The organism is Sporosarcina aquimarina (genome assembly GCF_019748715.1).
In the GTDB taxonomy this organism is placed as follows: domain Bacteria; phylum Bacillota; class Bacilli; order Bacillales_A; family Planococcaceae; genus Sporosarcina; species Sporosarcina newyorkensis.
Genome location: NZ_JACLBZ010000010.1, coordinates 92,197 through 113,496, shown reverse-complemented (window position 1 = coordinate 113,496; position 21,300 = coordinate 92,197). Strand labels below are relative to the sequence as shown.

Annotated in this window: 22 protein-coding genes and 1 riboswitch; of the genes, 4 read left to right on the top strand and 18 right to left on the bottom strand. The window is 44.1% G+C overall.

Annotated elements, in window-relative coordinates; all coding sequences use genetic code 11:
• Positions 1-52: 52 nt before the first annotated feature.
• The 16 genes from sufB to H7J92_RS05495 form a co-directional block, all read right to left on the bottom strand.
• Positions 53-1,450, bottom strand: a complete 1,398-nt coding sequence (gene sufB / locus H7J92_RS05570; protein ID WP_078818029.1) for a Fe-S cluster assembly protein SufB — start codon at positions 1,448-1,450, stop codon at positions 53-55.
• Positions 1,451-1,493: 43 nt separating this feature from the next.
• Complete coding sequence (gene sufU, locus H7J92_RS05565) at positions 1,494-1,931, bottom strand: Fe-S cluster assembly sulfur transfer protein SufU (protein WP_221835827.1); 438 nt, start codon at positions 1,929-1,931, stop codon at positions 1,494-1,496.
• Positions 1,921-3,150: a cysteine desulfurase gene (locus H7J92_RS05560; RefSeq protein WP_221835819.1), complete on the bottom strand. Its 1,230-nt coding sequence runs from the start codon at positions 3,148-3,150 to the stop codon at positions 1,921-1,923. The genes sufU and H7J92_RS05560 overlap by 11 nt, the downstream gene beginning before the upstream one ends.
• Positions 3,150-4,457, bottom strand: a complete 1,308-nt coding sequence (gene sufD / locus H7J92_RS05555; RefSeq protein WP_078818026.1) for a Fe-S cluster assembly protein SufD — start codon at positions 4,455-4,457, stop codon at positions 3,150-3,152. The genes H7J92_RS05560 and sufD overlap by 1 nt, the downstream gene beginning before the upstream one ends.
• Before the next feature lie 19 nt (positions 4,458-4,476).
• Entirely contained in the window at positions 4,477-5,256 is a 780-nt protein-coding gene (gene sufC / locus H7J92_RS05550) for a Fe-S cluster assembly ATPase SufC (RefSeq protein WP_078818025.1), read from the bottom strand.
• 264 nt (positions 5,257-5,520) lie between these two features.
• A complete protein-coding gene (locus tag H7J92_RS05545) occupies positions 5,521-6,702 on the bottom strand; it encodes a dicarboxylate/amino acid:cation symporter (protein ID WP_078818024.1) in 1,182 nt (393 codons plus the stop codon).
• Positions 6,703-6,841: 139 nt separating this feature from the next.
• Entirely contained in the window at positions 6,842-7,702 is an 861-nt protein-coding gene (locus H7J92_RS05540) for a MetQ/NlpA family ABC transporter substrate-binding protein (protein WP_221835817.1), read from the bottom strand.
• Between the two features lie 78 nt (positions 7,703-7,780).
• Positions 7,781-8,449, bottom strand: a complete 669-nt coding sequence (locus H7J92_RS05535) for a methionine ABC transporter permease (protein WP_221835815.1) — start codon at positions 8,447-8,449, stop codon at positions 7,781-7,783.
• Positions 8,442-9,467 carry a methionine ABC transporter ATP-binding protein gene (locus H7J92_RS05530; protein WP_078818021.1) on the bottom strand — a complete coding sequence of 342 codons (1,026 nt, stop codon included), beginning with the start codon at positions 9,465-9,467 and terminating at the stop codon, positions 8,442-8,444. The genes H7J92_RS05535 and H7J92_RS05530 overlap by 8 nt, the downstream gene beginning before the upstream one ends.
• A gap of 277 nt (positions 9,468-9,744) precedes the next feature.
• A riboswitch (SAM riboswitch) is annotated at positions 9,745-9,850 on the bottom strand.
• 51 nt (positions 9,851-9,901) lie between these two features.
• Positions 9,902-10,201 carry a thioredoxin family protein gene (locus H7J92_RS05525; protein ID WP_078818020.1) on the bottom strand — a complete coding sequence of 100 codons (300 nt, stop codon included), beginning with the start codon at positions 10,199-10,201 and terminating at the stop codon, positions 9,902-9,904.
• The gene (locus H7J92_RS05520; RefSeq protein ID WP_009498147.1) at positions 10,194-10,547 is read right to left on the bottom strand and encodes a hypothetical protein; all 354 of its coding nucleotides are present in this window, start codon (positions 10,545-10,547) and stop codon (positions 10,194-10,196) included. Before H7J92_RS05520 ends, H7J92_RS05525 begins: the two co-directional genes overlap by 8 nt.
• A gap of 57 nt (positions 10,548-10,604) precedes the next feature.
• Positions 10,605-10,988: a glycine cleavage system protein GcvH gene (gene gcvH / locus H7J92_RS05515; protein WP_009498148.1), complete on the bottom strand. Its 384-nt coding sequence runs from the start codon at positions 10,986-10,988 to the stop codon at positions 10,605-10,607.
• A gap of 78 nt (positions 10,989-11,066) precedes the next feature.
• On the bottom strand, positions 11,067-11,426 hold the full coding sequence (locus tag H7J92_RS05510) for an arsenate reductase family protein (protein WP_221835814.1): 360 nt from the start codon (positions 11,424-11,426) through the stop codon (positions 11,067-11,069).
• 362 nt (positions 11,427-11,788) lie between these two features.
• A complete protein-coding gene (locus H7J92_RS05505; protein WP_281250668.1) occupies positions 11,789-13,588 on the bottom strand; it encodes an acyl-CoA dehydrogenase family protein in 1,800 nt (599 codons plus the stop codon).
• A gap of 32 nt (positions 13,589-13,620) precedes the next feature.
• On the bottom strand, positions 13,621-14,796 hold the full coding sequence (locus H7J92_RS05500) for an acetyl-CoA C-acetyltransferase (RefSeq protein WP_009498151.1): 1,176 nt from the start codon (positions 14,794-14,796) through the stop codon (positions 13,621-13,623).
• 28 nt (positions 14,797-14,824) lie between these two features.
• Positions 14,825-17,209 (bottom strand): 3-hydroxyacyl-CoA dehydrogenase/enoyl-CoA hydratase family protein, encoded by a 2,385-nt coding sequence (locus H7J92_RS05495; RefSeq protein ID WP_221835812.1) that lies wholly within the window; start codon positions 17,207-17,209, stop codon positions 14,825-14,827.
• A gap of 216 nt (positions 17,210-17,425) precedes the next feature.
• On the opposite strand from H7J92_RS05495, the gene H7J92_RS05490 reads away from it, so the two are divergent.
• Complete coding sequence (locus H7J92_RS05490) at positions 17,426-17,746, top strand: thioredoxin family protein (RefSeq protein WP_009498153.1); 321 nt, start codon at positions 17,426-17,428, stop codon at positions 17,744-17,746.
• A 56-nt stretch (positions 17,747-17,802) separates the two neighbouring features.
• Positions 17,803-18,318: a C39 family peptidase gene (locus H7J92_RS05485; RefSeq protein ID WP_009498154.1), complete on the top strand. Its 516-nt coding sequence runs from the start codon at positions 17,803-17,805 to the stop codon at positions 18,316-18,318.
• Here the strand turns inward: H7J92_RS05485 and H7J92_RS05480 are convergent.
• Complete coding sequence (locus tag H7J92_RS05480) at positions 18,307-19,194, bottom strand: 5'-3' exonuclease (protein WP_009498155.1); 888 nt, start codon at positions 19,192-19,194, stop codon at positions 18,307-18,309. The two genes, H7J92_RS05485 and H7J92_RS05480, sit on opposite strands and share 12 nt — an antisense overlap.
• 110 nt (positions 19,195-19,304) lie before the next feature.
• On the opposite strand from H7J92_RS05480, the gene H7J92_RS18040 reads away from it, so the two are divergent.
• On the top strand, positions 19,305-19,799 hold the full coding sequence (locus H7J92_RS18040) for a hypothetical protein (RefSeq protein WP_009498156.1): 495 nt from the start codon (positions 19,305-19,307) through the stop codon (positions 19,797-19,799).
• 52 nt (positions 19,800-19,851) lie between these two features.
• Positions 19,852-20,427 (top strand): hypothetical protein, encoded by a 576-nt coding sequence (locus H7J92_RS05475; RefSeq protein ID WP_221835810.1) that lies wholly within the window; start codon positions 19,852-19,854, stop codon positions 20,425-20,427.
• Positions 20,428-20,478: 51 nt separating this feature from the next.
• On the opposite strand, the gene H7J92_RS05470 is transcribed toward H7J92_RS05475, so the two are convergent.
• Complete coding sequence (locus tag H7J92_RS05470; RefSeq protein WP_246602564.1) at positions 20,479-21,204, bottom strand: ZIP family metal transporter; 726 nt, start codon at positions 21,202-21,204, stop codon at positions 20,479-20,481.
• Between the last annotated feature and the right edge of the window lie 96 nt (positions 21,205-21,300).

The window sequence follows — 21,300 nt, the reverse complement described above, 5'->3', positions numbered from 1 at the left end:
ACGTACGAAAAAACCCCTATCACAGCCTAGTTGTGATAGGGGTTAAAATGTATTAACCGATAGAACCTTCCATCTCGAATTTGATCAAGCGATTCATCTCTACCGCATATTCCATCGGCAGTTCTTTCGTGAATGGCTCGATGAAGCCCATAACGATCATTTCCGTTGCTTCCAATTCAGGAATGCCGCGGCTCATCAAGTAGAAGAGCTGCTCTTCAGATACTTTCGATACTTTTGCTTCGTGTTCCAATGATATATTGTCATTCAAGATTTCATTGTATGGAATCGTATCGGAAGTGGATTTCTTATCCATGATCAATGTATCACACTCAATGTTCGCGCGAGCGCCGTCCGCTTTGCGTCCGAAGTGGACAATTCCGCGATACGTTACTTTTCCGCCGTGTTGAGAAATTGACTTGGATACGATGGTAGACGATGTGTTTGGAGCCAAGTGCATCATTTTTGCGCCTGCATCTTGGTGCTGTCCTTTACCGGCAAGTGCAATCGATAATGTCATACCGCGTGCGCCTTCGCCTTTTAGGATGACTGCTGGATACTTCATCGTCAATTTAGAACCGATGTTGCCATCAATCCATTCCATTGTTGCATTTTCTTCACATACTGCACGCTTCGTTACCAAGTTGTAGACGTTGTTCGCCCAGTTTTGAATTGTCGTATAACGGCAATACGCATCTTTTTTGATGATGATCTCAACAACTGCACTGTGAAGTGAGTTTGTTGTGTAGACAGGTGCTGTACAACCTTCTACGTAGTGAACGCTTGCGCCTTCATCTACGATGATCAATGTACGCTCGAACTGTCCCATGTTTTCCGAGTTGATTCGGAAATAGGCTTGCAGCGGTGTATCCACTTTTACGCCAGGTGGTACATAGATGAACGAACCACCAGACCATACCGCAGAGTTCAACGCTGAGAATTTATTATCCGTGTTCGGAATGATTGTTCCCCAATACTGCTTAAATAGTTCTTCGTTTTCACGAAGTGCGGAATCTGTGTCTTTAAAGACGATTCCTAGATCTTCAAGATCTTCTTTCATATTGTGGTAGACCACTTCGGATTCATACTGTGCAGATACACCTGCCAAGTATTTTTGCTCCGCTTCAGGAATACCTAATTTATCAAACGTACGCTTGATTTCTTCAGGTACTTCATCCCACGAACGTTCCGTTGCTTCAGATGGTTTAACGTAGTACGTGATCTCATCAAAGTTCAATGAATTCAAGTCTCCGCCCCATTGTGGCATCGGTTTGCTGTAGAAAATCTCCAAAGACTTCAGGCGGTAATCCAGCATCCACTGAGGTTCTTCCTTCATGTTGGAGATCTCTTCCACTATTTCACGTGTCAATCCACGTTCTGAACGGAATACAGAAACGTCTTTGTCATGGAAACCATATTTATAATCGCCGATTTCTGGCATTTGTTTCGCCATTATTTATTCCTCCGTTCCATAATTGCTCGTACTTTGGCCAAGGTCACTGCGACTCACCGGAGACTCCCTTTTCCATCGCTTTCCAGCTCAATGTTGCACATTTAATGCGGGCAGGGAATTGTGCGACACCCGACAGTGCTTCTAAATCATCGAGTTCAATGGAATCGTCCAAATCTTTGCCTAACATCATATCAGAAAAGGTATGCGCCAACTTCGTTGCATCTTCTGTAGATTTTCCTTTAATCAACTGGGTCATCATAGAGGCTGACGCCATCGAGATAGAGCAGCCTTCTCCTTCGAATTTCACGTCTTTGACGACATCATCTTCAACATTCATCGTTAAATGAATTACATCGCCACATGTTGGATTGTTCATGTCAATCGTGACATTCCCATCTTCCAAAACGCCTTTATTCTTAGGATTTTTATAATGATCCATGATGACAGATCGGTAAAGCTGATCAAGTTTATTAGTAGACATCAGTAAAATACTCCTTTGCTGTGCGAAGTCCTTCCACGAGGCGGTCTACATCTTCCGTCGTGTTGTATAAATAAAAACTAGCACGCGCGGTCGCTGAGCATTCAAGCCATTTCATTAAAGGCTGTGCACAGTGATGACCTGCACGGACAGCAATTCCATTCATGTCGAGCACCGTCGCAAGATCGTGTGGATGAACATCATTCAAATTAAATGTCACCAAACCTGCACGCTTTCCAGGATCAGTTGGCCCATAAATAGCCAATCCGTCAACCTCGGACATCTTCTCCATCGCATAGCCAGCTAATTCATGCTCATGCTGTTCAATTGCATCCATTCCGATTTCCTCAAGAAAATCGATAGCTGCTCCCAGCCCTATTGCACCTGCGATAATCGGAGTACCGCCTTCAAACTTCCAAGGCAGCTCTTTCCAAGTAGATTCATACAGGCCAACAAAATCAATCATCTCGCCGCCGAATTCTACAGGCTCCATAGCATTAAGCAGATCTTTCTTACCGTAGAGGACTCCGATTCCAGTAGGTCCGCACATTTTATGTCCGGAAAATGCAAGGAAATCACAATCTAGTTTCTGTACATCAATTTTCAAGTGCGGAGCTGCCTGCGCAGCATCTACACACATGACCGCGCCATGTTGGTGGGCGATTTTCGTAATTTCTTCTATAGGATTCATCGTTCCGAGGACGTTGGAAACATACATGATCGACACAATTTTCGTACGATCTGTTATAGTTTCGCGTACTTTATCTATTGATAACGTGCCGTCTTCTTCCAGATCAATATATTTCAATACAGCGCCTTTTTCTTTGGCCAATTGCTGCCATGGAATGATATTGGAGTGGTGCTCCATATGCGTGATGATAATTTCATCACCTTCCGAGACATTTGCACGGCCGTAGCTTTGAGCGACTGTATTTAAGGCAGTCGTAGTACCACGCATGAAAATGATTTCTTCCGTGGATTTTGCATTGATGAACTTACGGACCTTCTCACGCGCGCCTTCATAACCATCTGTTGCACGATTACCAAGTGTATGCACTCCGCGGTGAACATTGGCATTGTCAAAGCGGTAATAGTGTTCCAGCGCTTCGATGACTTGGACAGGCTTTTGCGATGTCGCAGCACTGTCCAAATAAACGAGCGGATGTCCGTTGATTTCTTGATTTAATATAGGGAAATGATTGCGGATCTCTTTATTGAGCATTAGCGCACTTTCCTTTCAATAACCTCCGTCAATTGCTTTCTAACTCCTTCGATCGGCAATTTGCTGACCACTGGAGCTAAAAATCCATGAATGATGAGGCGTTCTGCTTCTTCCTTAGAAATACCACGACTCATTAAGTAGAACATTTGCAATGGATCTACACGTCCTACAGAAGCTGCGTGGCCTGCTGTTACATCGTCTTCATCGATCAACAAAATTGGGTTCGCGTCACCGCGCCCTCTTTCGCTCAACATCAGCATACGTGACTCTTGGACAGCGTTCGCACGTGTTGCGCCTTTTGCGATCCGACCGATTCCATTGAAAATCGCAGTAGAGGATTCTTTCATGACACCGTGTTTCAAGATGAAAGCATCCGTATCAAGTCCCCAGTGAACAATTTCAGAAGTGAAGTTCTGCTTCTGGCTACCGCGTCCAACGACAACGGATTTCATATCACTTGATGAGCCGTTTCCGACTAGGTGCGTAATGTTTTCGGAAATTGTATTGCTGTCGTTCATTAAGCCAAGTGCCCATTCAATTCTTGCATCCCGACCTGTAATTCCACGGCGATTGACATACGTCGTCAATCCTTCCGCTAATACATCTACTGCACCATAGACGACTTTTGCATTATCCATCGCAAATACTTCAGAAACGATGTTTGCCTGTCCTTCTGCATGCTCCATAGTAGAGAGGTAGTTTTCCACATATGTGACCGAACTATTCGCTTCCGCCACAACCAATACGTGGTTGAACAAAGATGCCTTTTCATTGTCATGAATGAAGAGTACTTGAAGCGGATCTTCGATGACAACGTTTTTCGGTACATAGACAAATGCGCCGCCGTTGATCAGTGCCGCGTGAAGAGCTGTAAGCTTGTGCTCATCTACTTTGACACCATCCGTCATTAAATACTTTTGCATCAAATCACTGTGTTCGCGAGTAGCTGTGAAGATATCTGTCAAGATCACGCCTTGTGACTTCAGATCTTCTGACAATGAAGTGAATGCCGGAGTGTTATTGTGTTGCACGTAAATATTTTGTTGTTGCTCTCCATCGATCAATGCTTTCGCTTCAGAAGGCAATTCTTCCAATGTTGCAAAGATCGAGCTTTCAACTGTATGTGAAGGGAATTGTGTGAAATTCCAATTAGTGATTTTAGTTTTATCTGGTTTCGGCATTGCGAGCACTTCCGCTTTCGCTAGAGCGTTCGCACGAAAATCTGCCATCCAAGCAGCTTCCTCCACGTTTGCGGAATAAGAGCGGACGTCCTGTTCGGTCAATGCCAAAGTTGTTTCAACCGTCATTTTAAAGTCGTCCCCTTTCTTATGCTTCTTGTCCAACCGTCTCGTCATCAATTCCTAGTTCTTCTTTGATCCAGTCATATCCTTGGCTTTCAAGTTTAGCTGCCAATTCAGGACCACCGGATTTTACAACCTTACCTTGCATCATGACGTGTACATGATCCGGCTCGATGTAATTCAGTAGACGCTGGTAGTGTGTGATGATCAAGCAGCCGAAGCCTTCACCGCGCATTTCGTTGATTCCATTTGAAACAACTTTCAATGCGTCGATATCCAGGCCAGAGTCAATCTCATCAAGAATTGCGAATTTTGGTTTTAACATCATCAGTTGAAGAATTTCATTACGCTTTTTCTCTCCGCCTGAGAAGCCCTCGTTCAAATAACGAGTTGCCATATCTTCATCCATTTCTAGGAACTCCATTTTACTGTCAAGTTCACGGATGAATTTCATCAGGGAGATTTCATCGCCTTCTTCACGGCGAGCGTTGATTCCTGAACGAAGGAAATCTGCATTTGTTACGCCTGTGATTTCACTTGGGTATTGCATTGCTAGGAATAGACCAGCTTTTGCACGCTCGTCCACTTCCATTTCAAGAACGTCTTCACCGTCAATTGTGACGCTTCCTGATGTAACTTCATATTTTGGGTGACCCATGATCGCAGAAGCAAGTGTAGATTTCCCTGTACCATTCGGTCCCATTATTGCATGGATCTCATTTGTATTAATTGTTAAGGTAACACCTTTTAAGATTTCCTTGCCATCAATTTCGACATGAAGATCTTTAATTTCCAAAGTTGCCATTCCAATACCTCCAGTATGATCGCGTTGAATGGTTAGCCATTCTCTATTTAGTATCATTCTAATCTTACCCCATATTCGGGTGGGTTGCAAATCATTAAGAATCATTATAATTTAAAGAGCAATTCAGCGGTTTAATGCGGATGAAGACTATTTGGAATTCACCTATTTTTCAATTGACTAGTATTGAATGAGAATCAACGAGAGAATAGTCTCTAAGAATTAGACAGAAAAAAGTCGGCAAATATCGCCGACTTTTCTTGTTTTTTATACTTTTTTCGTAAAACGGTCAACAATCATAGCCAGTGCACCATCGCCTGTTACGTTGGTAGCCGTTCCGAAACTGTCCTGCGCCATATACAAAGCAATCATGAGTGCCACCATCGCATCGGAAAAACCGAGCATCGTACTGAGCAGTCCAGTTGCCGCCACTACTGCGCCTCCTGGAACACCCGGAGCCGCGATCATCGTAACACCTAACATGAAAATGAATTGTAAATAACTACCGAAACTGATATCCATTCCATTCATCAGCATAACGCCGATCGAGCAAGAAACAATTGTGATCGTACTGCCGGATAAATGGATTGTCGCAAATAACGGAACAGTGAAGTTCGCCACACGTTCAGATGTACCTGTTTCTTTTGACTGCCGCAGTGTAACCGGAATGGTTGCTGCAGAAGACTGTGTGCCGATCGCTGTCATATAGGCGGGTGCCATCGTTTTCATCAAGACGAACGGATTACGCCCAGTTAATGTACCGGCAGTCGTATACTGTAATGTCAACATGACCAAGTGAAGCAAAATAATCATCACGAAGACCAAGACAAACACAGACAAAACATTGGCGACTTCTCCGGTATATGTCATATTGAGAAAGATTCCGAAAATATGAAACGGCAATAATGGAATGATAATGACTGAAATGACTTTTTCGACAATGAGATTTAATTCATCGAAGAAAGACAGCATCGTCTTCCCATTGATGGACGCCATACCAATCCCCAATACGAACGCGATGAGAAGAGCAGACATGACTCCCATAATCGGGTCCATTTCCATTTCAAAAAAAGCTACTCCTGCAGCTCGTGCGCCTTCTGCAACGGACGTATCTGTAGACTGATGAATGAAATTCGGCAAGAGTGCCGTAGCTGTAAAATAAGCTAGCAGACCTGCGATAATCGTAGATCCATATGCAAACGCTGCGGATAAGCCCAATAATTTCCCAGAACCTTTCCCGAGCTTCGCGATACTTGGTGCAATGAACGCAATAATAATTAATGGTACGATAAAGTTCAAAAACCCACCAAATAACATATTAAACGTGGCCGCCAGACGAACGAACCAATGCGCAAACCCTTCATGAATCGCAGGCAGCAACAAGCCGAGCCCGATCGCCAGCACTATGGCAATCAAAATTCGCCATATGAGCCCTAATTTAAACTTCACAATACGTCCTCCTCAAATACACATCTGTATTACTGAAACAAAATAACTTTACCACAATTCGAATCAATAAAGAAGAGTTTGTTTGTTTTTTTTGTACAAAAAAAGCCGATAGCTACACTCGCTATCGGCTTTCACAACCTTACTTCACAGGAACAACTGAGCCTTTCCATTCTTCCAAAATAAAGTCTTGAATTTCTTGGGATGTCAGTACTTCGATCAGCGCTTTAATCGCATCGCTGTTTTCATCGCCATTTCTCGTTGCAACAATATTGACGTATGGAGATTCTTTATCTTCCAAAGCAATCGCATCTTCTAATGGATTCAAGCCAGCGTCGATCGCAAAGTTTGAGTTGATCAACAAAGCATCGCCTTCATCATTATTATAAAGCTGAGGCATTAAAGCTGCTTCATAGTTTGCATCGAAGTTTAGATTTTTAGGATTTTCAACGATATCTTCCACTTCAGCTTTAACTTTTTCTACGTCTTCAGCCAGCTTGATCAAACCTTTTTCTTCAAGCATTGCAAGTACACGACCATGATCCGCTACAGAGTTACTGATCAGAATGGTTGCACCGTCAGGAAGTTCTTCCAGAGTCTTGTACTTTTTAGAGTAGACTCCAATCGGCTCAATATGAATTGCACCTGCATTGACGAAATCATAATTGAAGTCAGCAATTTGACCTTCTAAGTATGGAATGTGCTGGAAGTAGTTTGCATCCAGTACTCCTTCCTCCAAATCTTTATTTGGAAGTACATAATCTGTATAGCTTTCAATATTCAGTTCATAGCCTTTTTCCTCTAAAAGAGGCTTTGCTTTTTCTAGGATCACAGCATGCGGCGTATTGGATGCACCGACTGTCAGTGTCGTTTTCTCTTCTTTTTCTTTATCAGCATCCCCATCTGCTGCATTGCCGCCTGTCTTGTTATCGTCTTTTGTTCCGCATGCTGCAAGTGCTAAAACTAAAGCTGCCGCGAATAGACCGAATAAAAACTTCTTCATATTCACATTTCTCCCTTTCCATTATAAATTTTATATGGTTAACAGGGGCTCCCAAAAAGGAAGCCTCCGGCAATCCCTTTACCTCATGTCCAAACGATTCACGATGAAGTCACCGATAAATTGGATGACAAATACTATGACGAGCACTAAGATTGTTGCCATCAACGTCACGTCTCCTCGGTTACGCTGGAAACCTTCCAAATAGGCAAGTGTCCCGAGTCCACCCGCACCGATTACTCCTGCCATCGCAGTATAGCCAACAAGTGCAATGGAAGTAACCGTAATTCCTGACACGAGCGCGGGCATCGATTCAGGCAACAGAACTTTGAAGATGATCGTAGAAGTACGCGCACCCATCGAACGTGCGGCTTCAATGACTCCCTTATCGATTTCCTGTAACGCGATAAGTACCATCCGTCCGTAAAACGGTGCAGCTCCAATAATCAAAGCCGGCAGCGCAGCATCAGGACCGCGCATCGTTCCGATCAATAAATTGGTTAATGGAAGCAATAGAATAATTAAAATGATAAATGGCACGGAACGGAAGATATTAACGAAAGCACCTGTGATGACATTCGTAATTTTATTCGCCCACAACTGTCCCGGACTTGTCAGGAACAACAGCAGACCAAGACCGATGCCGAGCACAAATGTAAATAAGGTAGAGTACGCTGACATGTACAGTGTTTCTCCAGTAGCCGTCCACATTTTCTCCCAATTAACATTTGGAAACCACTGTTCAATCATTTGCCAGCACCTCCGTCTTTACTTCATTGGCATGTAAGTAGGCGATGGCTTCATCAATGACCGCCACGTCACCTACAAGCTGCAAGACGAGTGTACCGTATGCGCCGTCACGCGTTGTCGAGATATTTCCTTGAACAATATTGACATCGACCGGAAACTTTCGAATCAACTCTGCAAGCACCGGCTGTTCCGTACGTTCCCCGATAAACGCCAATTTCACGAGTTTTCCAAGAGGTGTCTCTTGTTGAAGATGTGCCACCGCTGCGTCCGTGTCTCCTGTATCCGTCACCTGAGATATAAAACGCTTCGTAATATCCGCTTGCGGGGATTGGAAGACATCCAGGACACTGCCGATTTCTACGACTTTCCCTGCTTCCATGACCGCTACACGATGGCAAATCTTACGAATAACGTGCATTTCATGTGTAATCAAGACGATCGTCAAACCGAGACGTTCATTGATATTCGTCAACAGATCCAAAATCGCGTTGGTCGTTTCAGGATCCAGTGCAGAAGTCGCTTCGTCACAAAGCAACACTTCAGGGTCATTAGCAAGCGCTCGTGCAATACCGACACGCTGCTTCTGTCCACCGGATAATTGCGCGGGATACGCCTTCTCCCGTCCTGTCAAACCGACCAGATCAATCAGTTCCTTCACTTTGCGCTGACGTTCTGGTTTCTTCACGCCTGCAATTTCCAAAGGGAACGCAATATTTTCTTCAACAGTTCTTGACCACAGCAAGTTGAAATGCTGGAATATCATACTGATCTTCTGACGCGCATTTCGCATTTTCGCGCCCTTCAGCGTCGTCATTTCTTGCCCATTGATCACAATGCTTCCTGAAGTCGGTTGTTCCAAACCATTCAACAACCGGATCAATGTACTTTTCCCGGCACCACTATAACCAATGATGCCGAAAATTTCTCCTTCTTTAATCGTGAATGTTACATCATCCACTGCTACAATTTCTGAACCGCTCAATTGGAATGTCTTTTGAACGTTTGTTAGTTGAATCATTTCCTGCACCACCTTCAATAAATCCATTATACTCGTTTCCGTCCGTCAACGCCTGCCGAGGCTTAACGGCGCTTTCCGTTTTGATCACATCCAGCTGCAATCGCCAGCCTCTCGGGTCACTTCAGTCTTTACGAAAAGGTGCAAAGAACTCACCTTGTCGTAAAGCCCTCCAGTGCCTGTCGAGGCTTAACGGCGCTTTCCGCTTTTGATCATAAAAAAACCCTTCTGCAGATAAGCAGAAAGGCAGAACGTATGAATCGTTATGTACGTTTCCATTCTCTCATCTGTCAAAGCAATTCGCTTTGAGTGACTTGGCACCATTTCACATATGTGACGGTTGCCGGGCTTCATCGGGCACTTCCCTCCACCACTCTTTATAAGAGTCTTGATATTCAATTGATTGTACTACTTATACCATACTTCCGTTTCCATTGTCAACTCAGCTTTTCCAGTAAATAAGGAACGGAATGAAATGCATAAATCTTTTCCATCGGTTGCCCGGACCGATGAATAAGCAAGCAAGGTACACTTTCGATCTTATAGTCTTCCGCTAATTGCACGACGTAGTTTAAATCTGCTTTACCAATTGTCAGCTCTGGGCGCAGGGTTTCAATCACCGTCAGCATTTTAGATGCAACTGCACACGTCCCGCACATCGGAGTAAATAAATAAAAAGCGGCCAATTGCTCCGCCGCCTGTTCGCGTTCCCAATCTTCAATCGTCCAATTATCCATATGCCCCACCTGCCAAATAGTTGGAATGTATCTTGAAATTAGCTGCGACTAAAATGCCCGCTAACACTTTGATCGGCGTTGTCGCCACTTCCCGGTACAGTCGATCTGTATATAAGTGTTTTGCTTCTGGATAGAGCTGCTTGAACAACTTGCGGATCGTATCACCTGAAACATCCGCATCCACAAAGATGAAAAGTTCCTGCTCTTCGTATGGCGCCAGAAGTTCTTCAATATGATAGGAACTGATCGTGCCGTTTGTACAAATGATATCTACCGGCTCCGCAAGCATTGGTCTTAGCCGGTTGCGGTCGGTACTGCCTTCCACAATAAGTACTTTCGGATTCATCCACGTTCCTCCTCATAGTGTAAAAAAGCGCTGGAATGTTCCCAGCGCTTTTACTTTTTATTCCCCAGCTGTCATTTTTTCATACTGTTCAGCTGTCATTAATTCATCAAGCTCAGCTTTGTCAGCAACTTCAACAACGATCATCCAAGCGCCTTCATACGGAGACTCGTTTACAAGCTCGGGGCTATCTTCCAGCTCTTCGTTTACTGCTACGACTTTACCAGTCAATGGAGCATACAATTCAGAAACAGTTTTCACTGATTCAACACTACCGAAAGGCTCGTCTGATTTCACTTCATCGCCAACTTGCGGAAGCTCAACGAATACGATATCCCCTAGTTCAGACTGTGCGAAATGTGTGATCCCGATACGGTATTTACCGTCTTCTTCTTTTACCCATTCGTGCTCTTCTGAATAACGCAAATCTTTTGGTGTGCTCATGTCTTAACCCCCAACATTTGTAATAGTTTATCTCTATTTAGTTTGCCATAGATCCGTATGAAAGACAAGATTCTATGTTCATCCTTGCCATGTTTCTGCGAATATTGCTTCATTAAAACCTACCGTCACTCGCTGGCCATCTGTAACAATCGGACGCTTGATCAGCATGCCATCTGAAGCGAGTAAAACAACCTTTTCATCGTCTGTCATGTTAGGCAGTTTATCCTTCAATTGAAGCTCTCGGTACTTCATGCCACTCGTATTGAAGAACTTTTTCAATTCCAATCCGGAGTTTGCGATCATCATTCGCAGTTCCTCTTCACTTGGCGGTTGTTCAGCAATATTTACTTCTTCAAATGAAATCTCTTCATTCTCCAACCATTTCTTTGCTTTGCGGCACGTTCCGCATTTCGGATAGCCATAATATGTAACTGTCATTTTTGTGCCCCCTTTTTGGTCAGTATAGCAAAAAGATGTTTGAATTGCTTGGTCCTCGCCCATTGCAAAAAGGTTTTCCGATAAATCATGAACTGACAGGAGGCGTTGAGCAGAGAACAGAGTTTGATCTACCCTGGATTTAATCACTCTATGAGCGCTTTGATTAGCTTTATGATCAAGTTCAGTGATGTTATGAGCGCATGAAGGCTGTGTATGAGCGGCCGAACACTTTGTATGATAGACAGCCAGAATTTATGAGCGCCTGCGATTCGTTTATGATCGTCGGAAAACTATTTCGGCGATAAATTGAAAAAGCTGCCCGGAAGATCATTTCCGGACAGGGCTCTTTCATCGTTCAACTATCAAACGATATACTTCTCTGCCTCGATTAATCTCTCAGCAGCTTCACGTTTCTTCGCAATCAAGTTATACGGATTATTACGTGTCAGCTTACGTAATGCAGACAGCATCATACGTTGGTTGTCGCCTTCCACAGCTGCAAGTAGTGTCTCCTTCGCTGCTGCTTCGATGCGTGCGAACGCTTCCTGACAGAAGATTTGTGTGTAAAGTAATTTTTGGTTTTCTTTTTCTTCACCGTTTTTATTAATCGCTTTCTCCGTCCGTAACAGGGCAGATTCCATCCCGAAGAGATCATTCGCAATGTCCGCGATGTTCACAAGGATTTCCTGCTCTTGCTCAAGCTTTGTGCCAAAGCGCTGCGCTGCAAGTCCTGCCACTAAAATACCGATTTTCTTCGCATTTTTCACAAGCATTTTCTCTTGAGCCAACGCTTCGTCGCCCACTTCTTCAGGCATCATCATGAGCAGCTCTTCTTGCAGTCCTTGTGCTTGTTGCAATAATGGCAATTCGCCTTTCATTGCTTTCTTAATGAACGTACCCGGTACGATCATCCGGTTGATTTCATTTGTTCCTTCAAAAATACGGTTAATACGGGAGTCGCGGTAAATACGTTCTACTTCATATTCCTGCATGAAGCCGTAGCCGCCGTGCAGCTGAACTGCCTCATCCACGATATAATCAAGTACTTCAGAACCAACGACTTTGTTGATGGAACATTCAATCGCATACTCTGCAATCGAAGCCGCCACTGCTTTACCGTCCTTTTGCTCTTCCAGGCTCATTGCAGCATTGCGCTCTTCAAAGTAACCTACTGTACGGTAGATCAAGCTTTCTGTTGCATAAAGCATAGAAGCCATCGTACCAAACTTCTCTTTCGTCAAGTTAAATGAAGAAATTGGTGTGTTGAACTGTTTACGTTGGTTCGCATACTCAATAGCCAACTGAAGGGAACGTTTCGAACCTCCGATTGTTCCTACTCCCAATTTATAACGACCAATGTTCAAGATGTTGAATGCAATAATATGACCTCTGCCAATTTCACCCAGCAAGTTCTCTACAGGCACTTCTGCATCTTCCAAAATTAGCGTACGAGTTGAAGATGATTTGATACCCATTTTTTTCTCTTCCGGACCTACTGAAACGCCTGGGAATTCCTTCTCTACGATGAATGCTGTGAATTTGTCGCCATCCACTTTAGCGTATACAACGAATACGTCAGCAAATGCAGAGTTCGTGATCCATTGTTTCTCACCGTTTAAGACGTAGTGCGTACCCGCTGCGTTTAATTTTGCAGTTGTTTTCGCTCCAAGGGCATCCGATCCTGAGCTTGGCTCTGTTAAGGCGTATGCGGAAATCTTAGCACCAGTTGCAGAGTTTGGTAAGTACTTCTTTTTTTGCTCTTCATTACCGAATAAAACGATCGGCAATGTACCGATTCCTACGTGAGCGCCGTGTGTGATAGAGAAACCGCCTGCTAATGACATTTTTTCAGCGATCAATGCAGATGAAATCTTATCCAAACCTAACCCTTCGTACTCTTCTGGGATGTCCGCTGCAAGCAGTCCAAGGTCTCCGGCTTTTTTCAATAGTTTCACAGAATGTTCGAACTCGTGATTTTCCAGATTATCAATTAAAGGAGCTACATCATTTTTAACGTACTCTTCCGTTGTCTTTGCAATCATCTTTTGCTCATCTGTAAAATCTTCCGGTGTAAATACGCGTTCTGCACTCAGGTCCTCTGTTAAAAACGCTCCACCTTTAACGAATTCTGTCATATTAATTCCCTCCATAGCTTTTGTCATATATATTCCCCCTGTTTCTCCCATTTTTTTGTTTATAAAACTTCAAATACCCCTGCAGCACCCATTCCGCCACCGATACACATCGTGACGACACCGTACTGTTTGCCTTGACGCTTCAATTCATTGATTAATTTCAAAGTCAACACCGTGCCCGTTGCACCTAGCGGGTGACCCGTAGCGATAGCTCCCCCATTGACATTCACTTTGTTCGTATCGAGCCCAAGATGGCGAATGACCGCGAGTGATTGGGATGCGAATGCTTCATTCAATTCCCAAAGATCGATATCTTCAACAGACAGACCCGCAATCTTCAATGCTTTCGGAACCGCTTCAATCGGCCCGATTCCCATGATTTCAGGTGGGACACCGCCTACCGCAAATGAACGGAATTTTGCTAGCGGTTTCAATCCGCGCTGCTCCGCAACTTCGGAATCCATTAACAGGACAGTCGCTGCTCCGTCAGATGTCTGAGAAGCATTCCCCGCTGTAACAGAACCTTTCGCATTAAATGCTGGACGCAACTTGCCTAGTACTTCCGTTGTCGTTCCTGGACGTACCCCTTCGTCCATTTCGAACAATACGTGCTTTTCCTGATAATTCCCTTCAGCATCAACAAAACGTTTGACCACTTCGACTGGTACAATTTCATCGACAAACTTGCCCTCTTTAATCGCTGCTTCTGCACGCTTATGTGATTCCACTGCGAAAGCATCTTGATCTTCACGTGAAATACCGTATTTCTGCGCCACTTGTTCCGCTGTGTGGCCCATTCCCATATAATACTCCGGCGCTTCTTCTGCTAATTTGAAGTTCGGGCGAATCGTATTGCCCATCATCGGTACCATACTCATCGACTCTACGCCGCCTGCGAGAATCGCTTCCGAATGACCAAGCATAATTCGTTCCGCTGCATAAGCGATCGACTGCAGGCCTGATGAACAGAAACGGTTAACCGTCACAGCAGGTGTCGTATCTGGCAACCCTGCAAGTGCGCCGATATTACGCGCTATGTTCATTCCTTGTTCTGCTTCAGGCATCGCACAGCCCATGATCAAGTCATCAATCGGCCCGTCGTATCCTCCTGCACGCTTCAATGTTTCCTTTATCGTCAACGCCCCGAGATCATCCGGACGGACAGTTGCCAAAGAACCTCTTCCAGCTTTACCAATCGGTGTTCGAGCACCGGCTACAATTACTGCTTCGCGCATTCTGTTTCCTCCTTTATCCTCTTCCTCATCAGTTACGTAACGGTTTGCCCTTCACAAGCATATGCTGCATACGCTGCTGTGATTTCGGCTCTGCCACCAAACTCAAAAATGCTTCGCGCTCGAGATCCAATAAATACTGCTCATCCACACGCGTACCGAATGGAACCTTGCCGCCCGAAATAACATATGCCAGCTTCTTGGCAATCTTCAAGTCATGGTCGCTAATGAAACCCGATAGATACATTCCTTCCGCAGCTAACAGCAATGTCGCGTAGCCTGAGTCGCCCGTGACGGGAACTTGCGTCTTTTTCGGTGGCACATAGCCTGCCTCATACAATGAAAGTGCCGCTTGCTTGGCATCGTAAATCTGATGATCCGCATTGACGCTCACTCCGTCCGCAAAGTCCAAGAAGTTGTTTTCACGCGCTTCATCAGCAGACGTTGAAACTTTCGCCATCGCAATGGATTCAAATACTTTATTGGCAATATTTTGGTAATCAATTGGCACACCATTCGGCAACCCTTTCAGATGCTTCTGATATAGGTTGACGTTTCCGCCGCCGCCAGGAATCAAACCGACTCCGACTTCCACAAGCCCCATATATGTTTCCATAGAAGCTTGGATATGAGCTGCTGGTAAACAAACTTCTGCACCGCCGCCTAGCGTCATTTGGAAAGGCGCTGCCACGACCGGCTTACCGCTGTATTTAATTTTCATCATTGCGTTCTGGAATGAACGAATAACGAAATCGAGTTCAAAGATATTGTCATCTTGTGCTTCCATCAAAATCATCCCGAGGTTTGCACCGACACAGAAGTTTTTCCCCTGATTTCCGATAACAAGTCCCTTGTAGCTCTTCTCCACTTCATCCACCGCGAAGTTGATCATCTGAATGATATCCAGTCCGATTGCATTGGATTGGGAGTGAAACTCTAACAATGCCACCCCGTCCCCCAAGTCTATCAAGCTAGCGCCTGAGTTCTTCTTGATGACACCATGTTTCTTTTTATAGCGCTTCAAGTCAATCGCCTTTTCATTCATTTGAACTGGTGTGTACTCTGCGCCATCGAAATAGTAGAGATCTCCGTCTTCTTCCTTATAGAAAGTTTCATAGCCTTTGTCTAGTAATGACTGAACAAAAGTAGGAATCTCTTTCCCCTGTTCTTTCAACAGTTCTACGGATTTACGGACACCGATTGCATCCCAAATTTCAAATGGACCTTGTGACCAGCCGAAGCCCCACTTCATCGCATTATCAATCGCTACAATGTCGTCTGCGATTTCACCATGAAGTTCAGCGGCATACAGCATCGCAGGTGTCAATGTGTGCCACAAAATTTCACCTGCACGGTCTTTTGCGTAGATCAATGTCTTCACTTTATTGGCAAGCCCTTTTTGCTGTTTCGCCATTTCAATTGAAGACGCTTTCATTTTCTGCGTAGGTACATATTCGAAGGTTTTGAGATCCAGTTCTAAAATTTCGCGACCCTCTTTTACATAGAAACCTTGTTTCGCTTTTGCACCGATCCAACCATTTTCGACCATTTTCGTAACAACGTCGGGCAGTTCAAAAATTCGTTGTTCTTCACCTGTCGTTTGATCATAGACATTTTTCGCAACATGCGCGTATGTGTCTAGTCCAACTACGTCCAATGTACGGAATGTTGCCGATTTCGGGCGTCCAATCAATGCCCCCGTAACAGAATCAATCTCACCGATCGAATAACCGCGTTCCAGCATTTCATGCAATGTCACTTGCAAACCGTAGGTCCCAATGCGGTTCCCAATGAAGTTCGGAGTGTCTTTTGCAATAACTACGCCTTTACCGAGACGATTTTCACCGAATGTCGTCATGAAATCTACAACTTCAGGCGCTGTAGTTTGCGTTGGAATAATCTCTAGTAATTTTAAGTATCTTGGTGGATTAAAGAAATGTGTACCAAGGAAGTGCTTTTGGAAATCTTCCGAACGTCCTTCTGCCATTGCTTCAATGCTAATCCCCGATGTATTAGAAGAAATGATCGTGCCTGGCTTTCTTACTTTTTCGATCTTTTCATATAAACTCTTTTTAATATCCAAGTTTTCAACGACTACTTCAATAACCCAATCTACTTCTTGCAGTCGTTCCAAGTCGTCCTCAAAGTTCCCTGGAGTAATTAATGATAGATTTCTCTTTGTTGTCAGAGGAGCTGGTTTTTGTTTCAACAATTTGTCCAATGCCGTAGCTGCAAACTTATTACGGAATTTCGGATCTTCGTACGTTAAACCTTTCGCTTCGTCATCGGCACCCAATTTCGGTGGTACGATATCCAGCAAAAGAACAGGAATCCCAATATTGGCTAAATGTGCTGCAATACCAGAACCCATAACACCAGATCCCAAAACTGCCGCTTTTCTAATTTGATAAGTCACGTGCAATCCTCCCTTTATCTTTGAATGAACACTCATTCATTTATAGCGTAAAAAAAATACGCGTTGCTTATAAATACTAGTGTAAATCATTTGAAACTATTTCGCAATATTTAAATCGTATTTAATCAGACTTTTTAAAATGTATTGAAAGAAGCAATAAAATACCCAACTACTTCAAAACATTGTACACTATCATATGAATGGAGGCGAGCATACATGAAAGAAATAAAATCGACAGAAGAATTCAATAACATTATAGCTAGTGACAATCCGGTCCTTGTAAAATTTGAAGCAGATTGGTGCCCGGACTGTAAACGGATGGATATGTTCATTGATCCAATCGTAGAAAAATATGATACATACACATGGTATGAAGCAGACCGTGATGTGTTACCAGAAATCGCAGAAAAATATGAAGTGATGGGCATCCCCAGTTTATTGATTTTCAAAGACGGAGAAAAGCACGCACATTTACACAGTGCAAATGCAAAATCACCTCAACAAGTAACTGAATTTCTTGATGAAGTGAAAATTTAATGATAAACAGCGCTGACTTCTGTCAGCGCTGTTTCTGCCTATAGGAGGCGATCATTTTGTCTAAATTTATTGAAGTACAAGGTAAATCCCAACACGACATAGATATTAAACCGCCCTATCGCGCTTCCGCTTGCGGTCCTGTCACAGCCTTCGTGTTATTGCGGCATCTTTTTCCTTCCCGTCAACTTCCTGACATCAACGAATTGTATCGTCAACTCGGCGGAACAAAAATCGGGTTGCCCACATGGCGTTTCATCCGAAACCTTGATCGAATGCTTGGTCCAGACTGGCACGTAAAAGTGTGTGATGTGAAAGAAGCGATGCATCAACTTGAAGAAGGCCGTCCTGTCGCATTGAAGTTCGATAAATGGTTCCGATTAAAATGGCGAGGTCGTTTTTCATATGACTATCATTGGGTTGTACTAGTCGGCTATGACTATATAGAAGGTATCTTGCATCTGCTCGTCCATGACAACGGAGGCAGAAATCGACCGAGCATCGTTCAAACCATCCCTTATGAGCCGAATAAAAAAATCCTGACTTTTGTCAAAATCGAACCGTCAAAACGGTGAAACGGAAAGCCCTTGCCGTGCAATCAATGAATAACCTTGCTGATTCATCAGTCTCGCTCGGTCTTCCGTAAATTCCGGTATGATCAATTGCTCGAGTGGATCGTCCAGCGTCAATTCACAATGGATCGTTGCCAGCTCTCTTGAAAGCATGAGCATCTCTCCATCCGCATCGATCTTCTTTCGCACCCCTGCAGTCAATTCTTCCCGCGCGGCGAGCACCCCGTCTACAGACCCATATTGCTGAATTAACTTCAATGCAGTCTTCGGGCCAATCCCCTTCACTCCTGGATAACCATCACTCGAATCCCCAGTAAATGCTTTCATATCAATAAACTGAGCTGGAGTAATCCCATACTCTTCTATAAAACGCGCTTCATTGTATTCATCATACTGCGTATATCCCTTTTTCGTGAACGCGATGGACACATCAGGTCCCAATAACTGCAATAAATCCTTATCTCCCGAAACGATTGTCAGTTTCGCCTCATTTTTCCACGTTTTAATCATCGACCCGATTAAATCATCCGCTTCCATATTCGGAATGCCGTAATTTTTCCATCCTAACGTTTCCGATACTTCCCTTGCCATATCAAATTGGGGAACCAACTCAGGCGCCGGTGCTGGTCGATGCGCTTTATAATCCGCAAATAGTTCATTACGAAAAGTTTTTGCTCCCATATCCCAGCAAACCGCCATATGTGTCGGCTGAAATATCGAAATCGCGCTCATTGTATGGCGTGCAAATCCTTGTACTCCGTTTGTTGGAATATCATTCGCATTGCGAAAAAATTGGCCGCTATGTGCCGTCGCAAAAAACGAACGAAACAACAAAGCCATTCCGTCGATCAGTAAAATATGAGGTTTTGTTTCATTCATTCTTGTCCACTTCCTTTCCTCTAGTCTATCACAGCACGTTTGTTAATAAAGAGAAAGTCAAAAGCCCCGATTGTTGCATATGATAGAGCGAGCAGAAAAGGAGTGATGTTTTGAATCCACAAGATGAATATATGTGGTATCCGCAGCAAAATTGGTCTGGCAATAGCTTTACCGGGTTCCCGGGATGGAATTCTCCGCCTTTTGGTCCGTCATTTCCGCCTTGGCAACCTGGATTCCCAGGACAGCCAAATTTCCCGAGCTTTCCAGGGTTTCCATCTCAACCGGGATTTCCGGGACAGCCAAGTTTTCCAAATCAACCTGGACCGCCCGGACAAGGAGGCCAGGCAACGGCACCCACCACACCACCGCCAAACCAAATACCCAGTTATCCAGACGTTCAATTATTTGCAGTAGATCCAGGAGCCATCTCAGGCTGTCTGTTCCGATTCACCTATGTTTGGACTTCGAGATTTAGAGGGTTCTGGTTCTATCCAACCTTCGTCGGCAGAACATCTGTCGCAGGCTTCCGTTGGGACTCACGCAGAAGGCGCTGGGAATTCTTCGGGATCGATTTACAACGCATCGATTCATTCCGATGTACGTGAAGAAGATACAACGAAATGTTTGGCAGTGTTTTAAAAAAGAAGGAGTGATGTTTTGAATCAGTCAGATGGACATATGTGGTATCCGCAATTGCCTGAAGGGTATCCAGGTCAGCAATATGAAGCATATCATCATACGAATCGTCCCTCACAATTTCCACCTCATCAACAAGGATGGCCAGGTGGCGGTTATCCCGGTGGAGGTGTACCAGGTTATCCACCTCCCGGACAGTCGTATCCGCCTTGGCAACCTGGTTATCCCGGTCAACAACATGGATTTCCAAATCAACCCGCTTTTCCTGGATATCCTTCCCAACCTAATTATCCAGGTTTTCCTGGACAGCACGGGCAACACGGTGGTCAAAATCAACAAGGTCCACCAACATCACCACCGCCGAGCCAGACACCGAACTATCCCGACGCACAATTACGTGCAGTCGACCCGGGCGGCATAGCAGGATGTCTATACCGCTACACGTACATTTGGACTTCTAGAAACAAAGGATTCTGGTATTATCCAACCTTTGTCGGCAGAACCTCGATCGCCGGCTATCGCTGGGACCCGCGTCATTATCGATGGGAATATTATGGAATGGATTTGAAACATGTAGATACTTTTCGTTGTACTTGAAGAAAACCTGGCGGAACTTCGCCAGGTTTTTTTGATTAGATGTGAGCACATCTAGTGTAAAAATAGAAGATAGGCAGTGAGTAAGCCAAACGCAATACAGACAATGACCGCACTATACATATTGGAGGAATGCTTAATAGAAGCAGGCAGAATTTCCTTCATCGTCACCATATAGATCGAGCCGACCGTTACACTTAATAAAAAAGCTGCCAGTAAATTGCTTTGCATGCCCATCCAATTGCCGATGAATGCCCCTAACGCAACAGGGGCTGCAATGAAAACAGATAGAAGAAACAACTTATAAAGTCGCACCCCTGCAACAAACAAAGGTGTAAATAATATCATACCTTCAGGAATATTATGCAAAATTAATGCCTGCAACAACGCTAGACCAAAGGGAAAATGCTCACTAGTTGCCAAAACCATACCCATCGGCAAATTATGCATTGAAAGGATCAACACCAAAAATACACCCATACGAAGACTTTGACGGTGATCATTCTTCTTTGAATGTACCCTATTCCGATAAAACGCTAGATGAATGATCTCAAACAGAAGTACACCTACTAAGAAACCAAATACAAAAACGAGAAAATTTCCTAGCACTATGGCTTCCGGCGTGATTTCCACACTAAGTAAGGATAGCAATAATCCCACACACACAGCATAAATTGCACCCACACTTCTCTGAAATCTATTAATTAACGCTACAATAACACCGCCTACATTAACACCAGCAACTGTTGATAGAAAACCAATCAACCAGATAGGTACCAATAAACCATCCTTTTGTCGTTTGTCTTTATGTTTATATGGGAAGGCAGCCCAGATTATGCTTTAATTTCATGCGACTAAACAAAAATGAAATGTTTA

Excerpts from the sequence above, each read along its gene's own strand:
- H7J92_RS05510 (WP_221835814.1), bottom strand. The coding sequence starts at position 11,426 with ATGACAGTTACATATTATGGCTATCCGAAATGCGGAACGTGCCGCAAA.
- sufB (WP_078818029.1), bottom strand. The coding sequence starts at position 1,450 with ATGGCGAAACAAATGCCAGAAATCGGCGATTATAAATATGGTTTCCAT.
- sufU (WP_221835827.1), bottom strand. The coding sequence starts at position 1,931 with ATGTCTACTAATAAACTTGATCAGCTTTACCGATCTGTCATCATGGAT.
- gcvH (WP_009498148.1), bottom strand. The coding sequence starts at position 10,988 with ATGAGCACACCAAAAGATTTGCGTTATTCAGAAGAGCACGAATGGGTA.
- sufC (WP_078818025.1), bottom strand. The coding sequence starts at position 5,256 with ATGGCAACTTTGGAAATTAAAGATCTTCATGTCGAAATTGATGGCAAG.
- sufD (WP_078818026.1), bottom strand. The coding sequence starts at position 4,457 with ATGACGGTTGAAACAACTTTGGCATTGACCGAACAGGACGTCCGCTCT.
- H7J92_RS05520 (WP_009498147.1), bottom strand. The coding sequence starts at position 10,547 with ATGAATCCGAAAGTACTTATTGTGGAAGGCAGTACCGACCGCAACCGG.
- H7J92_RS05480 (WP_009498155.1), bottom strand. The coding sequence starts at position 19,194 with ATGAATGAAACAAAACCTCATATTTTACTGATCGACGGAATGGCTTTG.
- H7J92_RS05535 (WP_221835815.1), bottom strand. The coding sequence starts at position 8,449 with ATGATTGAACAGTGGTTTCCAAATGTTAATTGGGAGAAAATGTGGACG.
- H7J92_RS05500 (WP_009498151.1), bottom strand. The coding sequence starts at position 14,796 with ATGCGCGAAGCAGTAATTGTAGCCGGTGCTCGAACACCGATTGGTAAA.
- H7J92_RS05560 (WP_221835819.1), bottom strand. The coding sequence starts at position 3,150 with ATGCTCAATAAAGAGATCCGCAATCATTTCCCTATATTAAATCAAGAA.
- H7J92_RS05530 (WP_078818021.1), bottom strand. The coding sequence starts at position 9,467 with ATGATTCAACTAACAAACGTTCAAAAGACATTCCAATTGAGCGGTTCA.
- H7J92_RS05540 (WP_221835817.1), bottom strand. The coding sequence starts at position 7,702 with ATGAAGAAGTTTTTATTCGGTCTATTCGCGGCAGCTTTAGTTTTAGCA.
- H7J92_RS05525 (WP_078818020.1), bottom strand. The coding sequence starts at position 10,201 with ATGGATAATTGGACGATTGAAGATTGGGAACGCGAACAGGCGGCGGAG.
- H7J92_RS05505 (WP_281250668.1), bottom strand. The coding sequence starts at position 13,588 with ATGACAAAAGCTATGGAGGGAATTAATATGACAGAATTCGTTAAAGGT.
- H7J92_RS05490 (WP_009498153.1), top strand. The coding sequence starts at position 17,426 with ATGAAAGAAATAAAATCGACAGAAGAATTCAATAACATTATAGCTAGT.